General features: G+C 40.5%; 14 protein-coding genes. 5 read left to right on the forward strand and 9 right to left on the reverse strand.

Going from position 1 to position 19132, the window contains the following annotated elements; genetic code table 11:
* Positions 1 to 148: 148 nt before the first annotated feature.
* Positions 149 to 688, reverse strand: coding sequence for a cupin domain-containing protein (locus tag O0550_RS05150; protein WP_258425745.1), 540 nt, complete (start codon positions 686 to 688; stop codon positions 149 to 151).
* 1004 nt (positions 689 to 1692) lie between these two features.
* On the opposite strand from O0550_RS05150, the gene O0550_RS05155 reads away from it, so the two are divergent.
* On the forward strand, positions 1693 to 2112 hold the full coding sequence (locus O0550_RS05155) for a DUF1259 domain-containing protein (RefSeq protein ID WP_096887147.1): 420 nt from the start codon (positions 1693 to 1695) through the stop codon (positions 2110 to 2112).
* A gap of 125 nt (positions 2113 to 2237) precedes the next feature.
* On the opposite strand, the gene O0550_RS05160 is transcribed toward O0550_RS05155, so the two are convergent.
* Positions 2238 to 2366, reverse strand: coding sequence for a hypothetical protein (locus O0550_RS05160; protein WP_255253122.1), 129 nt, complete (start codon positions 2364 to 2366; stop codon positions 2238 to 2240).
* A 198-nt stretch (positions 2367 to 2564) separates the two neighbouring features.
* Here O0550_RS05160 and O0550_RS05165 point away from each other — a divergent pair, with 198 nt between their 5' ends.
* Together O0550_RS05165 and O0550_RS05170 are read left to right on the forward strand one after the other, a co-directional pair.
* On the forward strand, positions 2565 to 2723 hold the full coding sequence (locus O0550_RS05165; protein ID WP_003345829.1) for a hypothetical protein: 159 nt from the start codon (positions 2565 to 2567) through the stop codon (positions 2721 to 2723).
* A gap of 387 nt (positions 2724 to 3110) precedes the next feature.
* On the forward strand, positions 3111 to 5003 hold the full coding sequence (locus O0550_RS05170; RefSeq protein WP_258425746.1) for a metallophosphoesterase: 1893 nt from the start codon (positions 3111 to 3113) through the stop codon (positions 5001 to 5003).
* 51 nt (positions 5004 to 5054) lie between these two features.
* Here O0550_RS05170 and O0550_RS24485 read toward each other — a convergent pair whose 3' ends face one another.
* Positions 5055 to 8426: an alpha/beta fold hydrolase gene (locus O0550_RS24485; protein ID WP_258425747.1), complete on the reverse strand. Its 3372-nt coding sequence runs from the start codon at positions 8424 to 8426 to the stop codon at positions 5055 to 5057.
* Between the two features lie 368 nt (positions 8427 to 8794).
* Here O0550_RS24485 and O0550_RS05180 point away from each other — a divergent pair, with 368 nt between their 5' ends.
* On the forward strand, positions 8795 to 9667 hold the full coding sequence (locus O0550_RS05180) for an aminoglycoside 6-adenylyltransferase (RefSeq protein ID WP_258425748.1): 873 nt from the start codon (positions 8795 to 8797) through the stop codon (positions 9665 to 9667).
* A 395-nt stretch (positions 9668 to 10062) separates the two neighbouring features.
* Here the strand turns inward: O0550_RS05180 and O0550_RS05185 are convergent, their stop codons facing one another.
* The 3 genes from O0550_RS05185 to O0550_RS05195 all read right to left on the reverse strand — a co-directional run bounded on the left by O0550_RS05185 (position 10063) and on the right by O0550_RS05195 (position 14463).
* Positions 10063 to 10509, reverse strand: a complete 447-nt coding sequence (locus tag O0550_RS05185; protein ID WP_258425930.1) for a GNAT family N-acetyltransferase — start codon at positions 10507 to 10509, stop codon at positions 10063 to 10065.
* A gap of 56 nt (positions 10510 to 10565) precedes the next feature.
* A complete protein-coding gene (locus tag O0550_RS05190; RefSeq protein ID WP_022586925.1) occupies positions 10566 to 10856 on the reverse strand; it encodes a hypothetical protein in 291 nt (96 codons plus the stop codon).
* 280 nt (positions 10857 to 11136) lie between these two features.
* The gene (locus tag O0550_RS05195) at positions 11137 to 14463 is read right to left on the reverse strand and encodes a DEAD/DEAH box helicase (RefSeq protein ID WP_258425749.1); all 3327 of its coding nucleotides are present in this window, start codon (positions 14461 to 14463) and stop codon (positions 11137 to 11139) included.
* A gap of 235 nt (positions 14464 to 14698) precedes the next feature.
* On the opposite strand from O0550_RS05195, the gene O0550_RS05200 reads away from it, so the two are divergent.
* On the forward strand, positions 14699 to 15511 hold the full coding sequence (locus O0550_RS05200) for a MurR/RpiR family transcriptional regulator (RefSeq protein WP_003340195.1): 813 nt from the start codon (positions 14699 to 14701) through the stop codon (positions 15509 to 15511).
* 96 nt (positions 15512 to 15607) lie between these two features.
* Here the strand turns inward: O0550_RS05200 and O0550_RS05205 are convergent, their stop codons facing one another.
* From O0550_RS05205 to O0550_RS05215, 3 genes are all read right to left on the reverse strand, one after another.
* A complete protein-coding gene (locus O0550_RS05205) occupies positions 15608 to 16291 on the reverse strand; it encodes an N-acetylmannosamine-6-phosphate 2-epimerase (RefSeq protein WP_199770808.1) in 684 nt (227 codons plus the stop codon).
* Positions 16292 to 16320: 29 nt separating this feature from the next.
* Positions 16321 to 17862: a PTS transporter subunit EIIC gene (locus O0550_RS05210; protein WP_258425750.1), complete on the reverse strand. Its 1542-nt coding sequence runs from the start codon at positions 17860 to 17862 to the stop codon at positions 16321 to 16323.
* Positions 17863 to 18092: 230 nt separating this feature from the next.
* Positions 18093 to 19100 carry a tagatose 1,6-diphosphate aldolase gene (locus O0550_RS05215; protein ID WP_035318287.1) on the reverse strand — a complete coding sequence of 336 codons (1008 nt, stop codon included), beginning with the start codon at positions 19098 to 19100 and terminating at the stop codon, positions 18093 to 18095.
* Positions 19101 to 19132: the final 32 nt, after the last annotated feature.

Here is a 19132-nt window from a genome sequence, read left to right on the forward strand (position 1 = left end):
ATTTCCATAGGGTAACTCACTCTCGTTGCCAAAGAAAAAACACCTCCAGGTTACTTCCATATCTTACGACATGGTTGCATTCTCTTGAAGGTGTTTTGATTTGTCTCACGTTATGGGGTCAGTCCCGTTCTTGTACTACAGTATTTATTTATTGACCCCCTTCTGCAGACATGGCATCTGCCTTTGTTTTATGAACAGTACCATATAGATGCTCAGGCGGAGCATAGATAACGTAAATTTTCAGTGGCTTATTCCCCGTATTGGTTACATTGTGCCATGTTCCAGCTGGTATCAAAATTGCATAACCATCATAGGCCATTTTTTGAAAGTCTAATTTATCTTTGCTATTCCCCATTTGAACAAGTCCCTGGCCTTCTTCAATACGTATGAATTGATCAGTACTCGGATGGACTTCTAAACCGATGTCATCTCCAACATTAATACTCATCAGCGTCACTTGTAAGTGCTTCCCTGTCCATAAAGCGGTGCGGTAAGTATTGTTTTGCTTAGCAGCTTTTGCAATATTCACTACAAATGGTTTTGATCCATAATCTTTTAAAAGGATGCTTCTATAATAAGGATTCCCGTTGTTATTCCAATTGTAATAATGAGGATACCAATTATAACCCCAATTATGGTTATAACTTGGATTATTCCATTGATAGTAATTGCATGGTCTAGGGTACATACTCATTCTCCTCCCAAGATTTCTATATTTTTCTTTTATCCTATGCAATTGCCTATTTATCGGAATGCAAAATGGGCATTAATGGGCAGGAGCCTGAAGCCTAATCATTTGTGAAACCATGGTGTCTTTCATATAGTTATTGAAGAAACTGCCCGTATGAGTAATAATTTAAATTTTTTCGATCGCTTTAGGACGGCAGCATAACACTCTGAAAGGGCAACACCGTCAAATATAATGAAATAAAAATCGGCACTCAAATGATACCGAGTGCCGTTGCCATCTGAGAGATTACTTCTCCCTTTTTGATATAATATTGATCCTTAGTTCATTGTTTATTAACCCTTTAGCAACGACTTTTCTAACTGCTTCCTCATCTTCGGGCGAAAATATAGCTAGTTGCCCGTATATTGTGCATCAATCATGCCCCCCAACATGTGCCCATAGTATACTTTACTTGACGAAACTAAATTCATGGCTCCTTGACGAGTGGGATTTTTTGTTGTTATAAACTTGCTCTATCTCCCTATAATCAACGCATTCAACTTTTGAAGAGTCGGGATTATTCATAAACGATTCAGGTTCTTCCAACATGTTCATACCCAGTTACTTTAGAAGTCCCATGAAATGCGTCGGAATCCGCTAATCTGCTTTCGGTCTGGTCAAATAAATTACTTGTTCAGCTTGATCAGGGCAAACATCACAATTCTCCCAAAGACTATCAGCATATTCCCTGAAGATTTTTTGTCGCACGTTCTTATGATCTCTTGAAAAATCATACTGTTTACAATCCTGTTCCTGTTGCATAATCGCATAGGCTTGTATGCTCACGTTTTTTCAAACTTCACAAAAGCAATCTTGTTCTTCTCTTTTCTCGCCTATACCTCTGGAATAGGTGTTACGTAATTTTTCCAAGAATTAGGTTTTTCTCGTACAATCAATGCCTATACCTTTCATTCTGGACTCCCATATCTTGATAGGGATCATAAGGAAAGGAGGTATGGCATTTGAAAATTAGCCCTCTTTGTCGTAGATTCGCGGAAATTCTTAACGCCAAGCCCACAGTCGTGAATGGTGTCTGTACCGCCCAGACCTTCCGTACCAACATAAAACCTACTATCTTAGGTAGAAGGTCGAAATCTCCCTTAACCATCCCACAATTTCACTCTTTTGAAAGTAGTAAGAAAAATGGTAGGGCTTTGTGTCTTGGTGAGACGGTCATTCTCACTGAGGAGATCAATCCGTATATTTCAAGACTTAGAGAACATGGCATAAAGGTAACTGCCCTTCATAACCACTGGCTATTTACCAACCCTAATCTATGGTATATCCACTATGAAAAGATTGAGAAACCTTTGGTCTTCGCTAAAAGTGTACGTGATGCCCTGAAAGTGTTAACAAAAGAAATCGTACGCCCGTGTAAATAGAGAACATAAAGATAAGAACAGAAACGATGACGGTCGGCGCTCCCCCCCGGCTGTCTTCCTTTTTAGCTAAGGATAAGGTGCGTAATTTGTAGCACAATTTCTTTTATGTTACATAGAGGCTAGGGCTACTTTATAAATTTCTCCTGCTTTAATGATTCTTTTACAACACGCCCATGCCACCGAGTAAAGTTCTGCGGGATCGGCAAGTTCGTCATCCATGCGAACATAATACTCACAGTCGGATTCAAAAACATCTACAACGCCTCCGCAGTTTTTGCGTCATCTCTTTATTCATGAATTCACTCCCCCATTATTAGACATAATTTTCCTCCACACACAAGTAATGTCGTGTTAAATCCCCTCATTTTGGATAGGTTTTCAAAAAGTGGTGAAACCTAGAACATAAAATAACTACATGTTAGAAAGATCAAATCCGTAGGGTGGTGATTATAATGGACTCAAGAAAACGTTCCACAAAGGAAGAACCAACAATAGCTCCAAGTATGAACGGTCATGATCCACTTGAAGAAAAAGCGAGCGCTGATGAGGTAGAAAAAGGAGAGTATACTTCAGTCACTAAGCTTTTTCTTGACCGCACTCCAGAAGATTAGAAACGGGTAACATGTCCGTTTCTTTTTTTGTCCTCATCATATCTTGCGTCAGGATCGGCTGTGGTTTAGCAGTATAAATTGTTAGCGAGACACCTGTTCATTTTTTTATGCTTGTAACACGTGTTCAAAAAGTCTCATCCGAGCTTTATGGTAAATGCTACTCCCCCCTAGCAGAAGACAACCATGAAAACAATTAATAACAGAGTCCGCATTTCCTACTGTTTTATAATAAGCTAACAGACAAATCAGTTTATTTCCGGGATATATTGGAAAGGATTGTTCTAGATAGCATAATGTTCACCTACTAGGCTGATGTACAAAGCTATCATTTTGCAGGTTATTACAATAACAAATATCTGCATCATTCCCGAGGAGAATTAGATCAATATGAAGAAAAAACATGAGACATCCCAAAAACCTTCCTTTATCCCTCCATTGGCTGCTCGAATGCGATACGATCATACAGCCAGACCAGGCATGGTCAATTGGTACAATCCTAAGCAACTGATTGTAACAGGGATCAAAACATTGCTTTCGACACTATTTGGACTCTACTCGGATTTTAGATTGATCGAGGCTTATGGACAAAGCGCACCCCGTTTCGAAGATTACTCGAAAGCTATTAAACAGGATGAGCAAGGTAATTATGTAACAGACAAACAGGGCTTCTATTGTTTAGATGAGTCGCGCGAACGTGAAGAGGTATGGATTGATTATGTTAGTGACTTGGGTGATGGCTTCAATTCTACTTACACAATAGCCTACTATCTTTCCCGTCCGACATTGTGTCTAGAGGATACCGATTCTAATCATAGCCACATCACATCAAGAGGCAACATCTTAGTTTTCGGAGGCGATCAGGTATACCCTACCGCTAATAAAAAGGCATATGAGACACGTTTAATTACACCCTATTATCTTGCTATGAGATACTCTGAGCATCCCCATCCCCAAGTATTTGCCATACCAGGTAACCATGATTGGTACGATGGACTTGTTGCATTCACAAGATTGTTCTGCTCTCGTAAGTGGTTTAATGGCTGGCAAGCACCTCAGCAGAAAAGCTATTTTGCCATCAAACTCCCTCACCATTGGTGGCTGTTAGGCACAGATGTACAATTAAACTCTGATATCGATGGCCCCCAAATTAAATTTTTTGAAAGTATTGCCGAACAGATGCAAGAGGGTGACCGTGTTATTCTATGCAATGCAGAGCCCTATTGGGTTTCCTCTTCAAAATATGGAGAGTACGATCATACCTATAATGAAAACAATCTATTCTTTCTGGAAAAGCTTTTGAAAAAACAAATACAGGTGTTCATTGCAGGTGACCAGCATCATTATCGTCGTTTTGAATTCGTCCCTGAGGATTCAAAGGGGAATCCTGACCATAGCAAAAAAGTAGTCAAAATAACTGCTGGTGGCGGAGGAGCATTTTTACATCCCACACATGACTTTAAAGAGCAATACATTAAGGAACATTTTTCTGAACAAATCACTTCAAAGGAAAAGCGGATGTTTAAACGAATGAAAGATTTTCCTGACCAGCAAAAATCCAGACAGCTTTGCAGAGGAAATCTTTTATTTTTGGCCAAAAACAAAACGTTTGGTATCGTGACCTCTATTATTTACGTCATATTAGCTTTTGCTGTTTTTGGGGTGGATAGCCCTTCTCCTCCAGATGGATCTTTTGGGGACTCTCTTGTGATAACAATCTATAAAGCAACCCACTCCATTCAGGCTATATTTTGGATGTTAATCATTGTTGGTGGCTTTTGGCTATTTACCGACACTCATTCTCGAAGGTATAAATGGATTGCAGGATGTATACATGGTTTAAGCCATATAACTGCTGCTCTACTAATCAATAGCGGGGTAATATTTTTGCTTAGGTCGTACTTGGAATTGGATTGGGGCCCAGGCACTCTTGCTCTATACATGCTATTCATGGCAATTGGTGGGTGGGTAATCGGATCCTCTATAATGGGGCTTTATCTCTATATATCGTTAAATGTTTTCGGTCGGCACAGCAACGAGGCTTTTTCCTCTTTAAAGGTTGAAGACTGGAAAAACTTCCTTCGCATCCATATTGACAAGGAAGGAAACCTGACGATATATCCAATTGGCTTGGAGAAAATTGTTACCCATTGGAACCCAGCTCCCCTCACAGACACAGGTCCATTACTTGAGCCTGATGTCAAATATCCCGAGATTAGGAAAGCTGTCCCTAAATTAATCGAATCTCCCATCGTCATTTATCCGCGGATTTCAAGCAAATGACCCTTCGGCACATGCTTTTCTTATAATTCATGGCCAAAGGGTCATTTTTTTCTAATCTACTCTTGTTAAATGCTCCAGAATGTAGGGATAAACATCTCGTATGGCATTTTTTCCAAAAAGACAATCAATATGGCCATACTCTGGAATTATGTGATGTTGATAGAGAAGGCTTCCATTTCTTTCACATAGCTCGTGATAGGTCTGTTCTGTCCCTTCTGGCGTATTTACTTGGTTTTCTGCTCCATGAATAAAAGTGATCGGTATAGCTAAACGGTCTAAATGTTCCATATACACATCCGCTCCATCATGTCGCAATAATCTTCCCTCTCTAAACACAAGAGCTACTTGTTCAAAGGCAGTAATATTAGCTCCACCTAGCATTTCATGAAGACAATCATGTGTCAGTTCATTGAGCTGTTCATGCTCAAATAAAAGTCCGTACATAAAGGTCGCACGCCTACAAACAGGGCTGTGACATCTTTCCTCTAGCGGCAGAGGGTAAAGCTTCAAGGCCTGGTTATAAATCACATTAAACCAATCGTCTTCAGAATCGGAATAAGCCTGTAAAGAGTCTATGCCAAGTTTACTAAGTAACGTAGGCAAGTATAACCCTACTTTTAATCGGTTGAGGAGTGGCGGTCTAAAATGAGCAGCGATTTGGGATAAAATGATAGAACGAACTCCTTGAAGCCCATTTAGCATGGACATGGTAAAAGTTGCAGCACCGACGCAATGGGCAAGTACATCGATGTACTCGGCTCCAGTTACCGTCTGGATTTTCGATATAGCAGCAGGATAATCAAATTTTGCAACAGCATCCAATGTAAATTGATTATGATGATATGGCAATTCGATACTGGCACGCCAATCCAGTAACCATACATCATAACCATGCGCATAAAGATACTCCAATAGATTGGTTTCGATCGTATCAAGTGAAAAAATAATACTTGATACACCGAAACCATGAGTTAACATAATAGGTCCCTTATCTCCCCCTCGATACCGACTTAAGCGAAGTTCTACACCATCTCCAGTAACAAAGTAATGAATTTCTGGGGCTCCTGTACGCAATGAACGCTTTTTACGGGGAGGAGCTGTGGGATTAAATACATGCTCCTTAGCAAAAATACTTCCATACGTTTCATAAAGAGAGCCAGCAAAAAACGTTCCAAATCGGGCAATTGCCTTCATTTTTTCGATTTGATTGGTCTCATTTAATATTCGGATCGTCGTTAATTGCTTCATAAAATCTTCTTTTCCCATCATCAAAATTCCTCGGCCAAGCATGGGAGCAGTATGATCCTCTCCAGCATAAACAGAGATGTATAGAGTTGTAGTATCCGACCACATGTCTAGCTTCGAGTCATGTCTAATCTTTTTGAACCCCTCCATAAAATAAGCTTGTCCTTCTACTGAGCTCATACATAAGCGATACCACATCTCTTTGCTATCAGGGGTGGATGGATCATCTACAAGTAAATGAAATGTACCTTGATGTACTGTTAAAGGCTTGTTGGATAAAGCAGGAGCCTCTATTAAGCCGGTAACAGAAGCTTGATGTTCTTTTTTTTCCAGTAGTTCTTCTACATTATTAGTTTGTATGGTTAGATTAAACATAAAAGAAGAATTTTGTTGCTTACCAATCTCATAGCCCTTGCGATAATCATCGAGCACCTTTTCGGCAAAATAACCTTTCATGGTCTCGATAAAGGATAACCCCATTGTCCCCTGATTTTCTTTTGTCTCAGACGGCTGCATTGAGAATTCATAGTCTATTTGTAAATTACGGTCTTCCGCTAGCAAGTAACAGATACGCTCCGCCAAGGAAGCAATGGTTAATAAAGGATTGACCCCAAGCGAACGTGGAATAATTGACCCATCGCAAACATACAAACCTTCGTGAACAGCATCCCCATTTTTCCCAGAAAATAGTTGTCCCTTATGGTTAACAGCACCTTGCTCAGCACTATCAGCCATAATACAACCTCCTAAAGGATGAACCGTTATCAAATCCTTATCGAAGTATTTACTCCAAATGGGATTAATGACATACTGGCCTCCACCTAGAGATTCACTGGCCTTTTTTAAGGTTTTATTCACCGTTTTAAAAACGGCTTGCTTGCCTACGCCCTTCCATCGGACTCTTAGGCGATTATGTGTGTCATCTAGATACAATTGCCCATTCGCATCATCATGTGCCATGACGAGGTAGGTTTGAGTATTTCGGACAGCTCCGGTGCGAGCCCCACAAACAAGACTGATGAGCTCTCTTTCTTTTTCTTTTATATGATCCTCAATATGTAAGCTAAGCGGTTCTCCGAATTCCTTAGCTACTTTAGCTAAGTTCACAGGCAATAGATTAGCCAAAGGCGAAGGCAGATTCCCTTCCTCAATGACCATTCCATCTTCTAATACTGGCTGGTTTCGCATATCTATGATGCTTGTGATGCATGGTCCCACAGGCTCCATGTGTCGAGGATCTAAGAATCCGAAGCCTACCCCATTGATTTGGGTTTCTGTATTATAACTAAAAGCAACAGCGTCCCCATTTCCGGTGAAATGTTTACCAATCTGATCGGATAAAGGTAATCCAAATTTTTTAGATCTCATCAAAATTTCTGTACTTCCTAAAGATCCTGCTGAAACAATAACAATATCTGCGGTCACAAATAAGGTATCTTGAGAATGCAGAAATTCACGGCCATCATGTAGGAGATTATAGTAGACGAAATACTGCTTATCCTTTTGTTCAATATGAGAGACACTTACCTGAGTGAAAATTTCTGCGCCGAAATTAGAAGCGTCAGGCAAATAATTCATTGCCAACGTATTCTTTGCTGCATAATTGCATCCAGACACACAATCTCCACAGCATACACAAGGCTCCTGCTCAATACCTACATGGTTTTTTCCGTCTTTGAACGCTTCAAAAGTAACGGTAAGCTCTGGCTTATAAAACGGATATCCCATATCTACCGCTGATTTCTCAAGTGCTTTTGCTTTTGCTAATACAGGATAGTTATCAGGATAAGCTCGTGGCATTAGCATCTCCCGGGCTCGGGTATACCCGTCTTCAATCAAGGTATGCACATCTTCACGAATTTGTTTTGGCCAACACGTACATTCAAATACGCGAGGTTCGGCTTTTATGGCAACGTTTGCATTTATTAATGATGTCCCCCCCAAGCCACAGCCTGTTAGTACATTGATATCCTCGTCTACATGAAAGGTATATAACCCATTAGAGGAGCCTATGGTAAACTCCGGTAACTGAATCGATAACTCCCTAACAGCTTCGAATTCCGTATTAGGAAATTCCCCAGGACAAAATTCTTTCCCGCGCTCTAACAGGCAAACCTTTAGTCCAGAGCGAGCCATTCTAGAGGCAGCAATGCTTCCTCCATAACCAGAACCAATCACAACAACCTGATAATGAGGCTTTATTTCACTTGGAGCTGAGGATAACCGTTTGATTCAAATCCCTCCTATCATATTTTAAAGCATAGCGATTTCTTCTTATTATTTTTCATTTATTTACCCTTATATACAAATGGAGGTAGAATTAAAGGTATCCTGAGCATAAACATTACGATACACAGAGCTATAAATAACTCATTTTTAAAAATTTTATGATTAAAGGATCACAATAAAATGAAGAAATCCTTAAACAAGTTATAACCCATTTGGCAAACTAGCCTTCGTATGGTTCGTACTCGTACTCGTGGACCGCCTACTCGTATACTCAATTGATCTACTCTACGAACTGTGAATATGGAGGTTAGAAAACAATGAGATCTGAAAAAGAAATGCTGGAGATGATCCTTGGCTTTGCAAAAAATGATGAATGCATTCGTGCAGTAACGCTAGAAGGATCACGGACGAATCCAAATGTGCCAAAGGACCTGTTTCAGGATTTTGATATTAGCTATCTAGTGACCGATATAGATTCCTTTATTGAAGACTCGGAGTGGATTCATGTTTTTGGGGATCGAATTATTTTACAAACTCCTGAGGCTATGTCCATGTTTCCCCCTGAATTAGGCAGGCGTTTCTCATACCTGATGTTGTTTACTGATGGAAACCGCATCGACCTGACCTTAATTCCACTAAGTGAAGCGCAGAAATATAGCAAGGAAGATAAGCTACTTCTCGTTTTAATGGATAAAGATAACTGCCTTCCTAAGGTCCCTTCTCCAACCGATGTAGATTATTGGGTAAAGCGTCCGTCAGCTGCATTTTTTGCAGATTGCTGCAATGAATTCTGGTGGGTCTCTACTTATGTAGCAAAAGGATTATGGAGAAGAGAAATTCTTTACGCCCAGGACCACCTTAACAGATATGTGAGGCCGATGCTGTTGACAATGCTGGAATGGAAGGTTGGTATCCAAACGGACTTTTCAATTAGTGTAGGAAAAAACAGCAAATATTTGGAGAAATATCTTTCAGAGCAATGCTGGGAATCCCTTCTATCCACCTATGCCGATGGGAGTTACGAAGGTACATGGAAAGCGCTCTTTACGATGGGGGAATTATTTCGAAGTACAGCAAAATATGTAGCAGATCACTTGCACTATACCTATCCGCAGGATGATGATCAGCCTGTTACGACTTTTTTAAAGCATGTCCAAACATTGCCCTTGGATGCCACCAAAATCTACTGATTTTTAGGTACTTTACAGGGCTTATGTTTGCGTGCTTTGTTTGTACAAAAAAATCTGCCGTATCGACAGATTTATTTTCCGTAATGTCCTCGCCAAAACTAAAGCACTTCATTTCTATTATAGAAATGGTGCGGTACTGTTAGCCTCAAATCGTTTTTGATCAGTTTCTCCCTAAGAGGTCACTGCACACTATAGATTTGCCTTATCGTATTTAACATGAAACAAAATACTGTACCAGTTACTATATAGATTTTAAGGGAAGTCCTTTTTAGGCTCCCCGTTAGACTTAGCGGTTAACTGGTACTGGTACTGATCTAGATGTAGCATGTGCTTGTAAGCATCATATAGTATTTTTACACAATCGTTTCCCGTTGTTACATCATCTATTCAAAAGCTTAGAGCTCATACTGCAATAATGGCAGCATCCTATCTTTCCACACAGTAGAAGGTATTTCTCCTATTTGTCTAGCTCCCATTTTTAAATAAAATCCTTTTGCATGAGGATCGCTGTCAATCGTAAATTTGTCTATTCCTAATTCAATTGCTTTTTCTTTTACAAAGCTCCATAAAATGCTACCGTATCCCTGCCCCTTATAGTCCCGATGCATGTAAAGGAAATCGAGGCTATCAAGCTCTTTCCTCACAAATGAAAAAAAGCCAATGACTCTGCCTTCCTTTTCTAGCACATAAACATGATTTTTTTCTATGTATGCTTGGTTTATGGTTAAGTCCTGTTTACAAGCTAAAATAAACGCCCCGTCATAATCCCATGTTGCCTTAGAATCTAGAGCAAGTTGGCTTAGTTCCTCTGCTTCCGATACAAGAGCCTCTCTAAGCATCATCACCCATTCACCCCCAGGTCTATCGTGTGCCTACACTCGACTAGAAACGATTATCATCAGCTCAGTAGTTTCTTCCATAGTTCATCATAGTCGCCATTTACTCGTAAATTTTTGAGTTCTTCATCGGTGCTTGCTATTGGTATATCTCGCTTTGTTGCTATTGATCCTACATGATTTTTACAATACGTTGATCTAGCTATTATTTGAATGTCTTTGCTTTCTCGATTAGGAATCGCACACTGAATGTAAGAGGCATTTGCTTCACATTGAATACATGTTAAGTTAGTTGGAATGAGTTGCAATGGTTTTAATAGTTCAACGTTTACGTATGCTTTCTTGTCTGACATTTGATTCCTCCAATATTTCATTATGACTGTTTTATATTTGTATGATCTTCATTCATTCTATCTTTACATATTGTATGTCGCTATTGACAATAGTCTACTAAATGAGCATGTAACATTTGGAATTTATATAATCTTATATTATAATTCTTTATATGTAAAATAGGTGTTTTCATCATTTCTATTTATTCTCATATCAATATCAATGATACGGAGTGTTTCTAGAAGTCCGTATCATTGATCGTTTGTAAAACACAAATCCTCTTCGTGTATTCATATTTCATCAAATCATCAAAATCTCCCTGATTTCCTGCTCCGTTAAAGTAGATAAAGCTTCATGACCTGGCTGAATTACTTCCTCAATTAGATTTTTCTTTTTCTGCTGAAGCTCGTACATTTTCTCTTCCACTGTGCCTTGAGTGACCAGACGTAGAACCTGCACTACTTTTTTCTGTCCTATTCGATGGGCACGATCAGCTGCTTGCTGTTCTACAGCCGGGTTCCACCATAGATCATAGAGAATAACCGTGTCTGCCCCGGTCAGGTTCAAGCCAGTACCACCTGCTTTTAAAGAAAGAAGAAACAATTCTCGCTCCCCTTCATTAAATCTGTTACACAGCTCAACCCGTTCAGCAGCGGGTGTACTCCCATCCAAATAAAAGTACGGTACCCCTAAATACCCTAGCTCACGACCAATTAATCCAAGCATCTGGGTAAATTGAGAAAACACCAGTATTCGTTTCCCAGCGCTTAGGCACTCTTGAATAACCTCTAGGAATTGTTCAAGCTTGGCGGAGCTTCCTGCGTAGTCCTCGACAAACAGAGCAGGATGACAGCATATCTGGCGAAGCCGAGTCAAACCAGCTAGAATTTTAATCTTGTTTTTCTGAAAGTCATCCTCATCCAAATGTTTTAATGTCTCCTCCTGTAATTTTGCCAGATAGGCGACATATAATTTTTTCTGATCTGGTAGAAGCGCAGACGCTTGCAGTGATTCAATCTTTTCGGGGAGTTCCTTTAATACATCGGTTTTCACGCGGCGTAATATAAACGGTCGAATCTTTTTAGCTACCACTTCTTGCGTTACATTATGGAACGCCTTTCTATTCTGAAAGAGTTCTGGGAACACGGCGTCAAAGATCGACCACAATTCCTCCAGTTTGTTTTCCACAGGTGTTCCAGTAAGAGCAAAGCGATACTTGGCCTGAATTTCCTTTACTGCCTGTGCCGTTTGAGTAACGTAATTTTTGAAAGCCTGTGCCTCGTCCAAAATAAGAGTATGAAACATCGAGGCAGCATACAAATCGATATCCCTACGCAGTAGTCGGTAAGAGGTAATGATAACATCTACCCCTGATGCTTCTCGTATGATGCTAGTGCGCTCCACTCTGCTACCATCAGCGATGACTGTCTGAATCTCGGGTGCAAATCTTTTCAGCTCATTGCGCCAGTTGTAGACCAAAGAAGCTGGGCAGACAATTAACGCTGGCATTCCCTGTTCTCGGATCTCTGGTAGCACGGACACGATAAAAGCGATGCTTTGCAATGTTTTGCCCAGTCCCATATCATCTGCTAGAATACCGCCAAAACGATAGTGCGCTAACGTTTTCATCCATTGAAATCCATATATCTGGTAGTCTCGAAGTACATGAGCTAAGCTTTCGGGTACAGGAAAATCCAGATTGTCAGGATTTCGGATATTTTCTAAAAGACGTCGAAGCGATTTGCCCAGCTTGACGTTCTTGCCCCTTTCATGTGAATCAATCAAATGAAGTCCACGGACTAATGGAAGGCGTAGATTCGCTTCCTTCCACTCCTCTTTTCGTATTCCTAGCTCATTTATAAAGAGGGAAACCTCCTGGAACTCCACACTCTCCAACGGTAATAATGCTCCATTAGGTAATCGATAGTATTTTCGTTTCTCTTCTATCGATTTCAGTAGCTTTCGAATATCTGAATCAGGTATTCCAGCCATATCAAAATTAAATTCAAGCCATTGCATTCGCTCATCTACATCTACTGTTATCTTAGGAGGAGTATGCCCAGTGTGAAGTCTTACTTTTACTGCTGTGGTTGCATATACCTGTAAGAGCTTCTCTAGCACGGGAATGACATGGTATAAAAATTCATATTCTGCCTCTTCATCATCCATAAAATATCCTGCTTCCGTCTGCACAAAGGAGCTGTTTTCCATAAGCTCCAGAATGCGTCGCTCCTGATCACCATCCCTCATGAGAATCGGATCAGTATCTCTCTTCCGGCTAGTAGTCTCCAAAGGATTGATAATAATATCGCCATATTGAAATTCAAGACCTGCAAGCAATCGATCTCTCACTCGGTCTAGGTATAGCCTTGCCTGTAACGGTGTTTGTACGATTTTCTCAGAAACAGCTTGAGCAATATGCACACTTCCTAGCTTTATCAGACAAGGTATAACCTTTTCCATAAAAGGTTCCATTTGCTCGGGCTGAATCTGAACCTGATTCCTGTGAGATGGATCAAGCATTCTTTTTAGTTCAAGGAGACGCTTGCACTGTTCCTGCTGGAGCTTGATAAGCTTTCCATCCGAGAGGACTACTTCATATGTTTCCATGATGGTGAGCTTATTTAAGCCCCGAATATCCAACCGATAGCCTGTAGACTGCGCTTGGTCGAATTCAAATTCCAGAGGTAATGGTCCGTCGGATAAATGGATACCATCATATAGACGATCTCCCTGCTCAAGCTTTACCAATGGGGCCTTCATTAGCAGAGCTAGAAGAGACTCCCATGAAAAAGGAGGAATCAAAAGCATCCGATCATCGCTCTTCCTATTAGCATGGACGGAAATATTCCATGTATCTTGAAACATTCTTTCGTTTTTACTAATTTGAACTAATTGCTGAAGAACTTCATCATTTTCTTTTTGAAAGCTATGAAGCTCAGGATCATAGGCAAAGTGTTTCGAAAAAATAATCCCTTCACGACGATCCATTCGGTCAAGAAATTCTCTTATATGTTTAACCACATAGAGTCGTTTTGGCCCTAATTTAAGCTCTAGACCAAACATGTACCTACCATACCCATAATGGAAGGGTCTACAAATAAACTCAACGTCAAGAACCTCCCGTGTATCTAGGGGTGTACGTGTACTGCTTGGACGCAACGATTGGCGGCTAAATATCCTCAGCATATGTTTTGCCATTTGTGCATCTGAATCAGAGAACATTGCAGGCCGCTCCATAGAATCGGCAAATTTTGCTCTGGTATACTCGCGCCCCTCAGCTATCCCCTCTCTAGCCTGTATCTGAGTAGCACTAATACGATTAAATGGTCCACTACTATCCTGATCACGTTCCCGTATACTTAACAATACAGCAGCAATATGCTGACAAAATTTATCGTACGAAGAAAGGGTAGGACAAGTGCATTCCGCACTCACTTCCCCTCGGTCTACTCTAACAGTAACCTGGTAACCACTCCCCTCATTTACCGTTGCTTGATAGCTTTGTTGATCTGGGTCATAATGCGTAATCATCACCTTGCCCGTTCGATAATATACGTCACCTTTTTCGTAAGAGACCTGACCGCACAAGGTTTTAATGATCCTTCGACTTAACTGAAAGCTCATTGCACTGTTCCTTCCTTTTGCATGTTAATTTACTCTATCCGGTTTTACTTTCGTACCTATGATAGCAGAAACAGCTCCAAATAAGAAAAGGTTCCTTGATAACAAACATCTTTTGCTACTAGAATCGAAAAAATGTTCCTTCTGCAAGACAATCCCTAGTTAATATGTTTTGTCCAAATGTAAATCAAACAGTATAATGAAAGTATTTCATGCATGAGAGGAAGGTGCCCGGCTTTTGTCTACAGCAGGAGTCTTCGAACGTATTCAAATTAATTTTCACCTGTTATCTTCTAAGGAAAAAGAAATTGCAGAGTACATCCGGAAGCATAAGGATTTGATGTTAAATATTAATATTAAAGAATTAGCACAGAAAGTAGAAACATCCACTTCGACCATCACACGGTTTTGTAAGAAGATTGGCTGTAATAATTTTGTCGAATTTAAAATCATGTTAAGTCGTGAGGTTGCTCCTACAGAAACAAGTGAAAATACATTTGCTCAAGTAGGAAATACCTATTTACAGATCATCCAGTCTACGATTGAAATGATTGATCCAGCGATTATCAAACAGATTGTTCAATTGATTATAAACTCACGGGTTATTCACATCTATGGGATCGGCAGCTCAGGCTTGACCTCTCTGGAGATGAAAAACAGATTGGTACGGTTTGGCTTGCTGGTCGATGCGATTATTGATCCTCATATGATGCTGATGGATGCTTCGCTTTTAACCAGCAATGATTTGGTCATTTGCCTGTCAAATACAGGGCTGACACGTGAAGTCATTGATGCTGCTAGAGAAGCTAAGTCGCATGAAGCCACTGTCATTAGCATCACGAACTATAATCACACGCCCCTCACCGATACCTCTGATATCGTCCTGTTCACATCCAACCTTCGACGAAGTGATGAATTGCAATTGGTGCAAAGCCAGCTTGCATTCTATTTCATCATTGATGTCATTTCTATGCTGTTAGCCGAGGATAGTGATTTATTGGCAAAACGCCAAGAAACATTGCGCGTTCTTTATCAGCATAAACAAGGATAATCTTTGAAAAAAAGAAGGCTTTCACCAAGTGGCGAAGCCTTCTTTTTTAGACTCTACATCTGCCTTTCTCTTACTAATAGAGAGATAGAGTGATTATTATGCTTTCGCAAGCTGATCAACAAAACGCTTTGTAATCTGCTGTGGACGCGTTATGGCCCCTCCTACAACTACAGCATAAACCCCTAGCTCTAAGCAGCGCTTAGCCATATCAGGAGTCAAGATATTTCCCTCCGCAATGACTGGCACAGAAATACATGCAAGTATTTCTTGCAAAAGGGAAAAATCGTTATCGTACAGCCTTTGCCCGATACTCTGAGGGGTGTAGCCAACGAGAGTAGTAGAGACAAAGTCAAAACCAAGCTCCTCTGCCTTTTTCGCTTCTGCCAAGGTAGCAACGTCCGCCATAAGCATTTGGGACGGGTATTTCTCTTTTACTTCCTGAACAAATCGTTCTAGTGTTTTCCCGGCTGGTCGGATTCGATCAGTCGCATCTAGCGCAATAATTTCGCAGCCTGTCTCGACTAGCTCATCTATTTCTTTCATCGTTGGGGTGATATAGATTTCTGAATCGTCGTAATCGCGTTTGACGATTCCCATAATTGGTAGCTTGACCTGCTTTTTAATTTCTGCAATATCTTCCCGCGTATTGGCACGAATACCAACGGCACCGCCTTCCTCAGCTGCCCGTGCCATTCTCCCCATGATAAAAGCGCTGTGCAAGGGTTCATCAGGCAAAGCCTGACATGATACTACCAAGCCATGCTTAATTTGTTCTTTTATTACTTCATTTGTAATCTCATTCACGGTACCTACACTCCCAATGTTTCTTCAATTTCATTTTTAATGATAGTCACATGTGGTCCATAAATAACTTGAACGCCGTTTCCCTTCAAAATGACTCCTTTTGCTCCTGTCTTCTTCAGCTCTGCTTCAGACACTTTTTCACCGTCAAAAACGGTCATACGTAAGCGAGTCGCGCAGCAATCCACATCTTTAATATTTTCGCTTCCACCTAAGGCTTCAATAATAGTAACGGCACGGCTTGTTTGTGCTCCATCCGTTTCAGCCTCATTTAATCCCTGATCCGTTTCACGTCCTGGGGTTTTAATATTAAATTTCTTAATCGCAAAGCGGAAAGTGAAGTAGTACAAGAAGAACCAGAAAACACCAATTATCGGAACATATAACCAGTTTGTTTTGGCAGTACCTTGCAGAACTCCAAACAGAACAAAGTCAATAAAGCCACCAGAGAAGGTTTGACCAATCGTAATCTGGAAAATATGAGCCATCATAAACGCTAGACCATCAAAGAATGCATGCACAGCATACAAAACAGGTGCGATGAACAAGAATGAAAATTCGATCGGCTCCGTAATTCCTGTCAAAAAGCAGGTTAGACCCGCCGAAAGCAGTAGACCGGCAACTTTTTTGCGATTTTCTGGCTTCACACATTGATACATGGCCAGTACCGCTCCTAGTAGTCCAAACATCATGGTGATAAAGCGTCCTGACATAAAACGAGCCGTTCCGATATAAAACTGCGTTGTGTTTGGATCAGCCAATTGGGCAAAGAAAATTTTCTGAGTTCCTTCCACCAATGTTCCATTGACAACCAATGAACCGCCAAGACCTGTCGTCCAGAATGGCATGTAGAAAATATGATGCAAGCCAAAAGGACCTAGTAGACGAAGAATAAATCCATAGAAGAATGTTCCAATGTATCCTGTTGATTCAACGAGGCCACCTAGCTTGAAAATTCCTGATTGAATAGGTGGCCATACAAGAAACATCGCTACTCCCAGCAAAATAGAGGCAAATGAAGTGATGATAGGTATAAAACGTGAACCACCAAAGAATCCTAAAAATTGAGGCAGTTCAACCTTGTTATACCGATTATGCAGAAGGGCTGTTAAAACACCAACAACAGCACCTCCGAAAACCCCAGTTTCTAATGTTTGAATACCAAGCGTCATTCCCTGACCATCGGCTGCCAAATTCTCAGTTGCTAGCTTGCTCGTAATAATGAGCATCGCGTTAATAGTGGCGTTCATAACTAAATATCCTAATACTGCTGCTAATCCAGCGGTTCCTTTATCAGAACGAGCCAAACCTACTGCTATCCCAACAGCGAAGATGATAGCTAGGTTAGCAAACACAATAGAACCGGCTGAACTCATAATGGTGAAAATGGCTTGTAACCAAGGTACATCTAAAAATGGATACGCTACCAATGTATTGGGATTTGACAGGGCTCCTCCAATACCAAGTAATAAACCTGCTGCAGGAAGAACAGCGATAGGTAGCATGAATGATTTCCCAAAGCGTTGTGCATGTTCAAAGAATCCGCTCATTTTCTTCTCCCCAGTTCTATGATGAAAATTATTTTCGTTTTAATTTTAAAATAAGGTAATAATTTTCGTCAAGGTATTTTTGTAATCGTTCTCATGATTCCCCAATCCTCTCCTTTTTCCTACGTACAAAGATAAAAAAACCAGTACACTCCTGTTTTGGATTGAATGTACTGGTTTTACTCTTTTTTATTCTATCTATGTTTAGCTTTCCTCACAAAGCAGTAGCTGAACTAATCTATAATTTGGATGTCTTCTACTTTTCCATATATGGACCACCATGGAGAAGCTTTATCTAATAATTCGTTTAAATGATCAATATTATACTTCCCTTTGGTTTGTAGCCACTGACGCAACCCCTCTTCGTCTCCTTCTCCATAAGCAGCTACGCCGTCAAACCAAGTAGCCCGTCCACAAAGTACACCGCAAAAGGCAGACTCAGCTTCGATTGCGAACTCAATTGTTTTCCGGAATAATTCCGATGTAACGCCTGCACTTAAATAGATAAAGGGTAGGGTAGCTAGGTCTGACGCTTCTTTAAAATGTCTGGCAGCTTCCTCTTTCGTATAAGCATGCTCTCCATCTGCAAATCCCTCAACATAGTTGAAGTTAACAGGAACCTCTACCTTTAATACATCTATCCCGTAACGTGGCTTCGAGAATTCTTGGATGGATGCCTTAACTTTAGCAGGCTTTATTTTTGCAAACTCGATGCTTTTTGTGTCTTCCACAAGCTGATCATAAACAATGGGCTCCACAAAAAGCGGTATATCTACCGCTCTGCATTCCGCTCCTACTCTTTCCAGGAATGCATGCTTCTTTTCATTAATCTCGGCAGGTTCGCAAGGATCATAGTAGACTAAAATCTTAACGGCATCTCCTCCTTGTTCTTTAATTCGAAGAGCAGACAAATCTTCTATCACATCTGGTAAACGTCCTGGTTCCGTAGCATCATATCCTGTTTTCTCATAAGAAAGTAACAATCCTGCTCGATCATCCTTTGCTTTCATACCGTATTCTCCTGTTTCTAGGTCTAATAGGATCGCACTAACGTAAGGAGTTAATTCACGGGAAACAGCCTCTTTAAAAATCTTGACCTGTTCTATATGATATGAGTCTCCTTTGACTTTTTGAATCATTTTCTTCATAGAGCCCCTCTGGTCAATGGCTAAAGCAGCGATTACTCCTTTATCGTTCGATAACCTCTGTAATCCTTCAAATTTTCCGCGTTGCATCTTCATCTTACCTTCACTCCCTACAATTCATTGTGGAA

The sequence above is a fragment of the Brevibacillus halotolerans genome (assembly GCF_026891775.1).
In the GTDB taxonomy this organism is placed as follows: Bacteria; Bacillota; Bacilli; order Brevibacillales; family Brevibacillaceae; genus Brevibacillus_B; species Brevibacillus_B halotolerans.

What these genes read in the sequence shown, in the direction of transcription:
- O0550_RS05210 (WP_258425750.1), bottom strand. Translation starts at nt 17,862, where the DNA reads ATGAGCGGATTCTTTGAACATGCACAACGCTTTGGGAAATCATTCATG.
- O0550_RS05180 (WP_258425748.1), top strand. Translation starts at nt 8,795, where the DNA reads ATGAGATCTGAAAAAGAAATGCTGGAGATGATCCTTGGCTTTGCAAAA.
- O0550_RS05150 (WP_258425745.1), bottom strand. Translation starts at nt 688, where the DNA reads ATGTACCCTAGACCATGCAATTACTATCAATGGAATAATCCAAGTTAT.
- O0550_RS05195 (WP_258425749.1), bottom strand. Translation starts at nt 14,463, where the DNA reads ATGAGCTTTCAGTTAAGTCGAAGGATCATTAAAACCTTGTGCGGTCAG.
- O0550_RS05170 (WP_258425746.1), top strand. Translation starts at nt 3,111, where the DNA reads ATGAAGAAAAAACATGAGACATCCCAAAAACCTTCCTTTATCCCTCCA.
- O0550_RS05160 (WP_255253122.1), bottom strand. Translation starts at nt 2,366, where the DNA reads ATGTTTTTGAATCCGACTGTGAGTATTATGTTCGCATGGATGACGAAC.
- O0550_RS05190 (WP_022586925.1), bottom strand. Translation starts at nt 10,856, where the DNA reads ATGTCAGACAAGAAAGCATACGTAAACGTTGAACTATTAAAACCATTG.
- O0550_RS05185 (WP_258425930.1), bottom strand. Translation starts at nt 10,509, where the DNA reads ATGATGCTTAGAGAGGCTCTTGTATCGGAAGCAGAGGAACTAAGCCAA.
- O0550_RS05165 (WP_003345829.1), top strand. Translation starts at nt 2,565, where the DNA reads ATGGACTCAAGAAAACGTTCCACAAAGGAAGAACCAACAATAGCTCCA.
- O0550_RS05215 (WP_035318287.1), bottom strand. Translation starts at nt 19,100, where the DNA reads ATGAAGATGCAACGCGGAAAATTTGAAGGATTACAGAGGTTATCGAAC.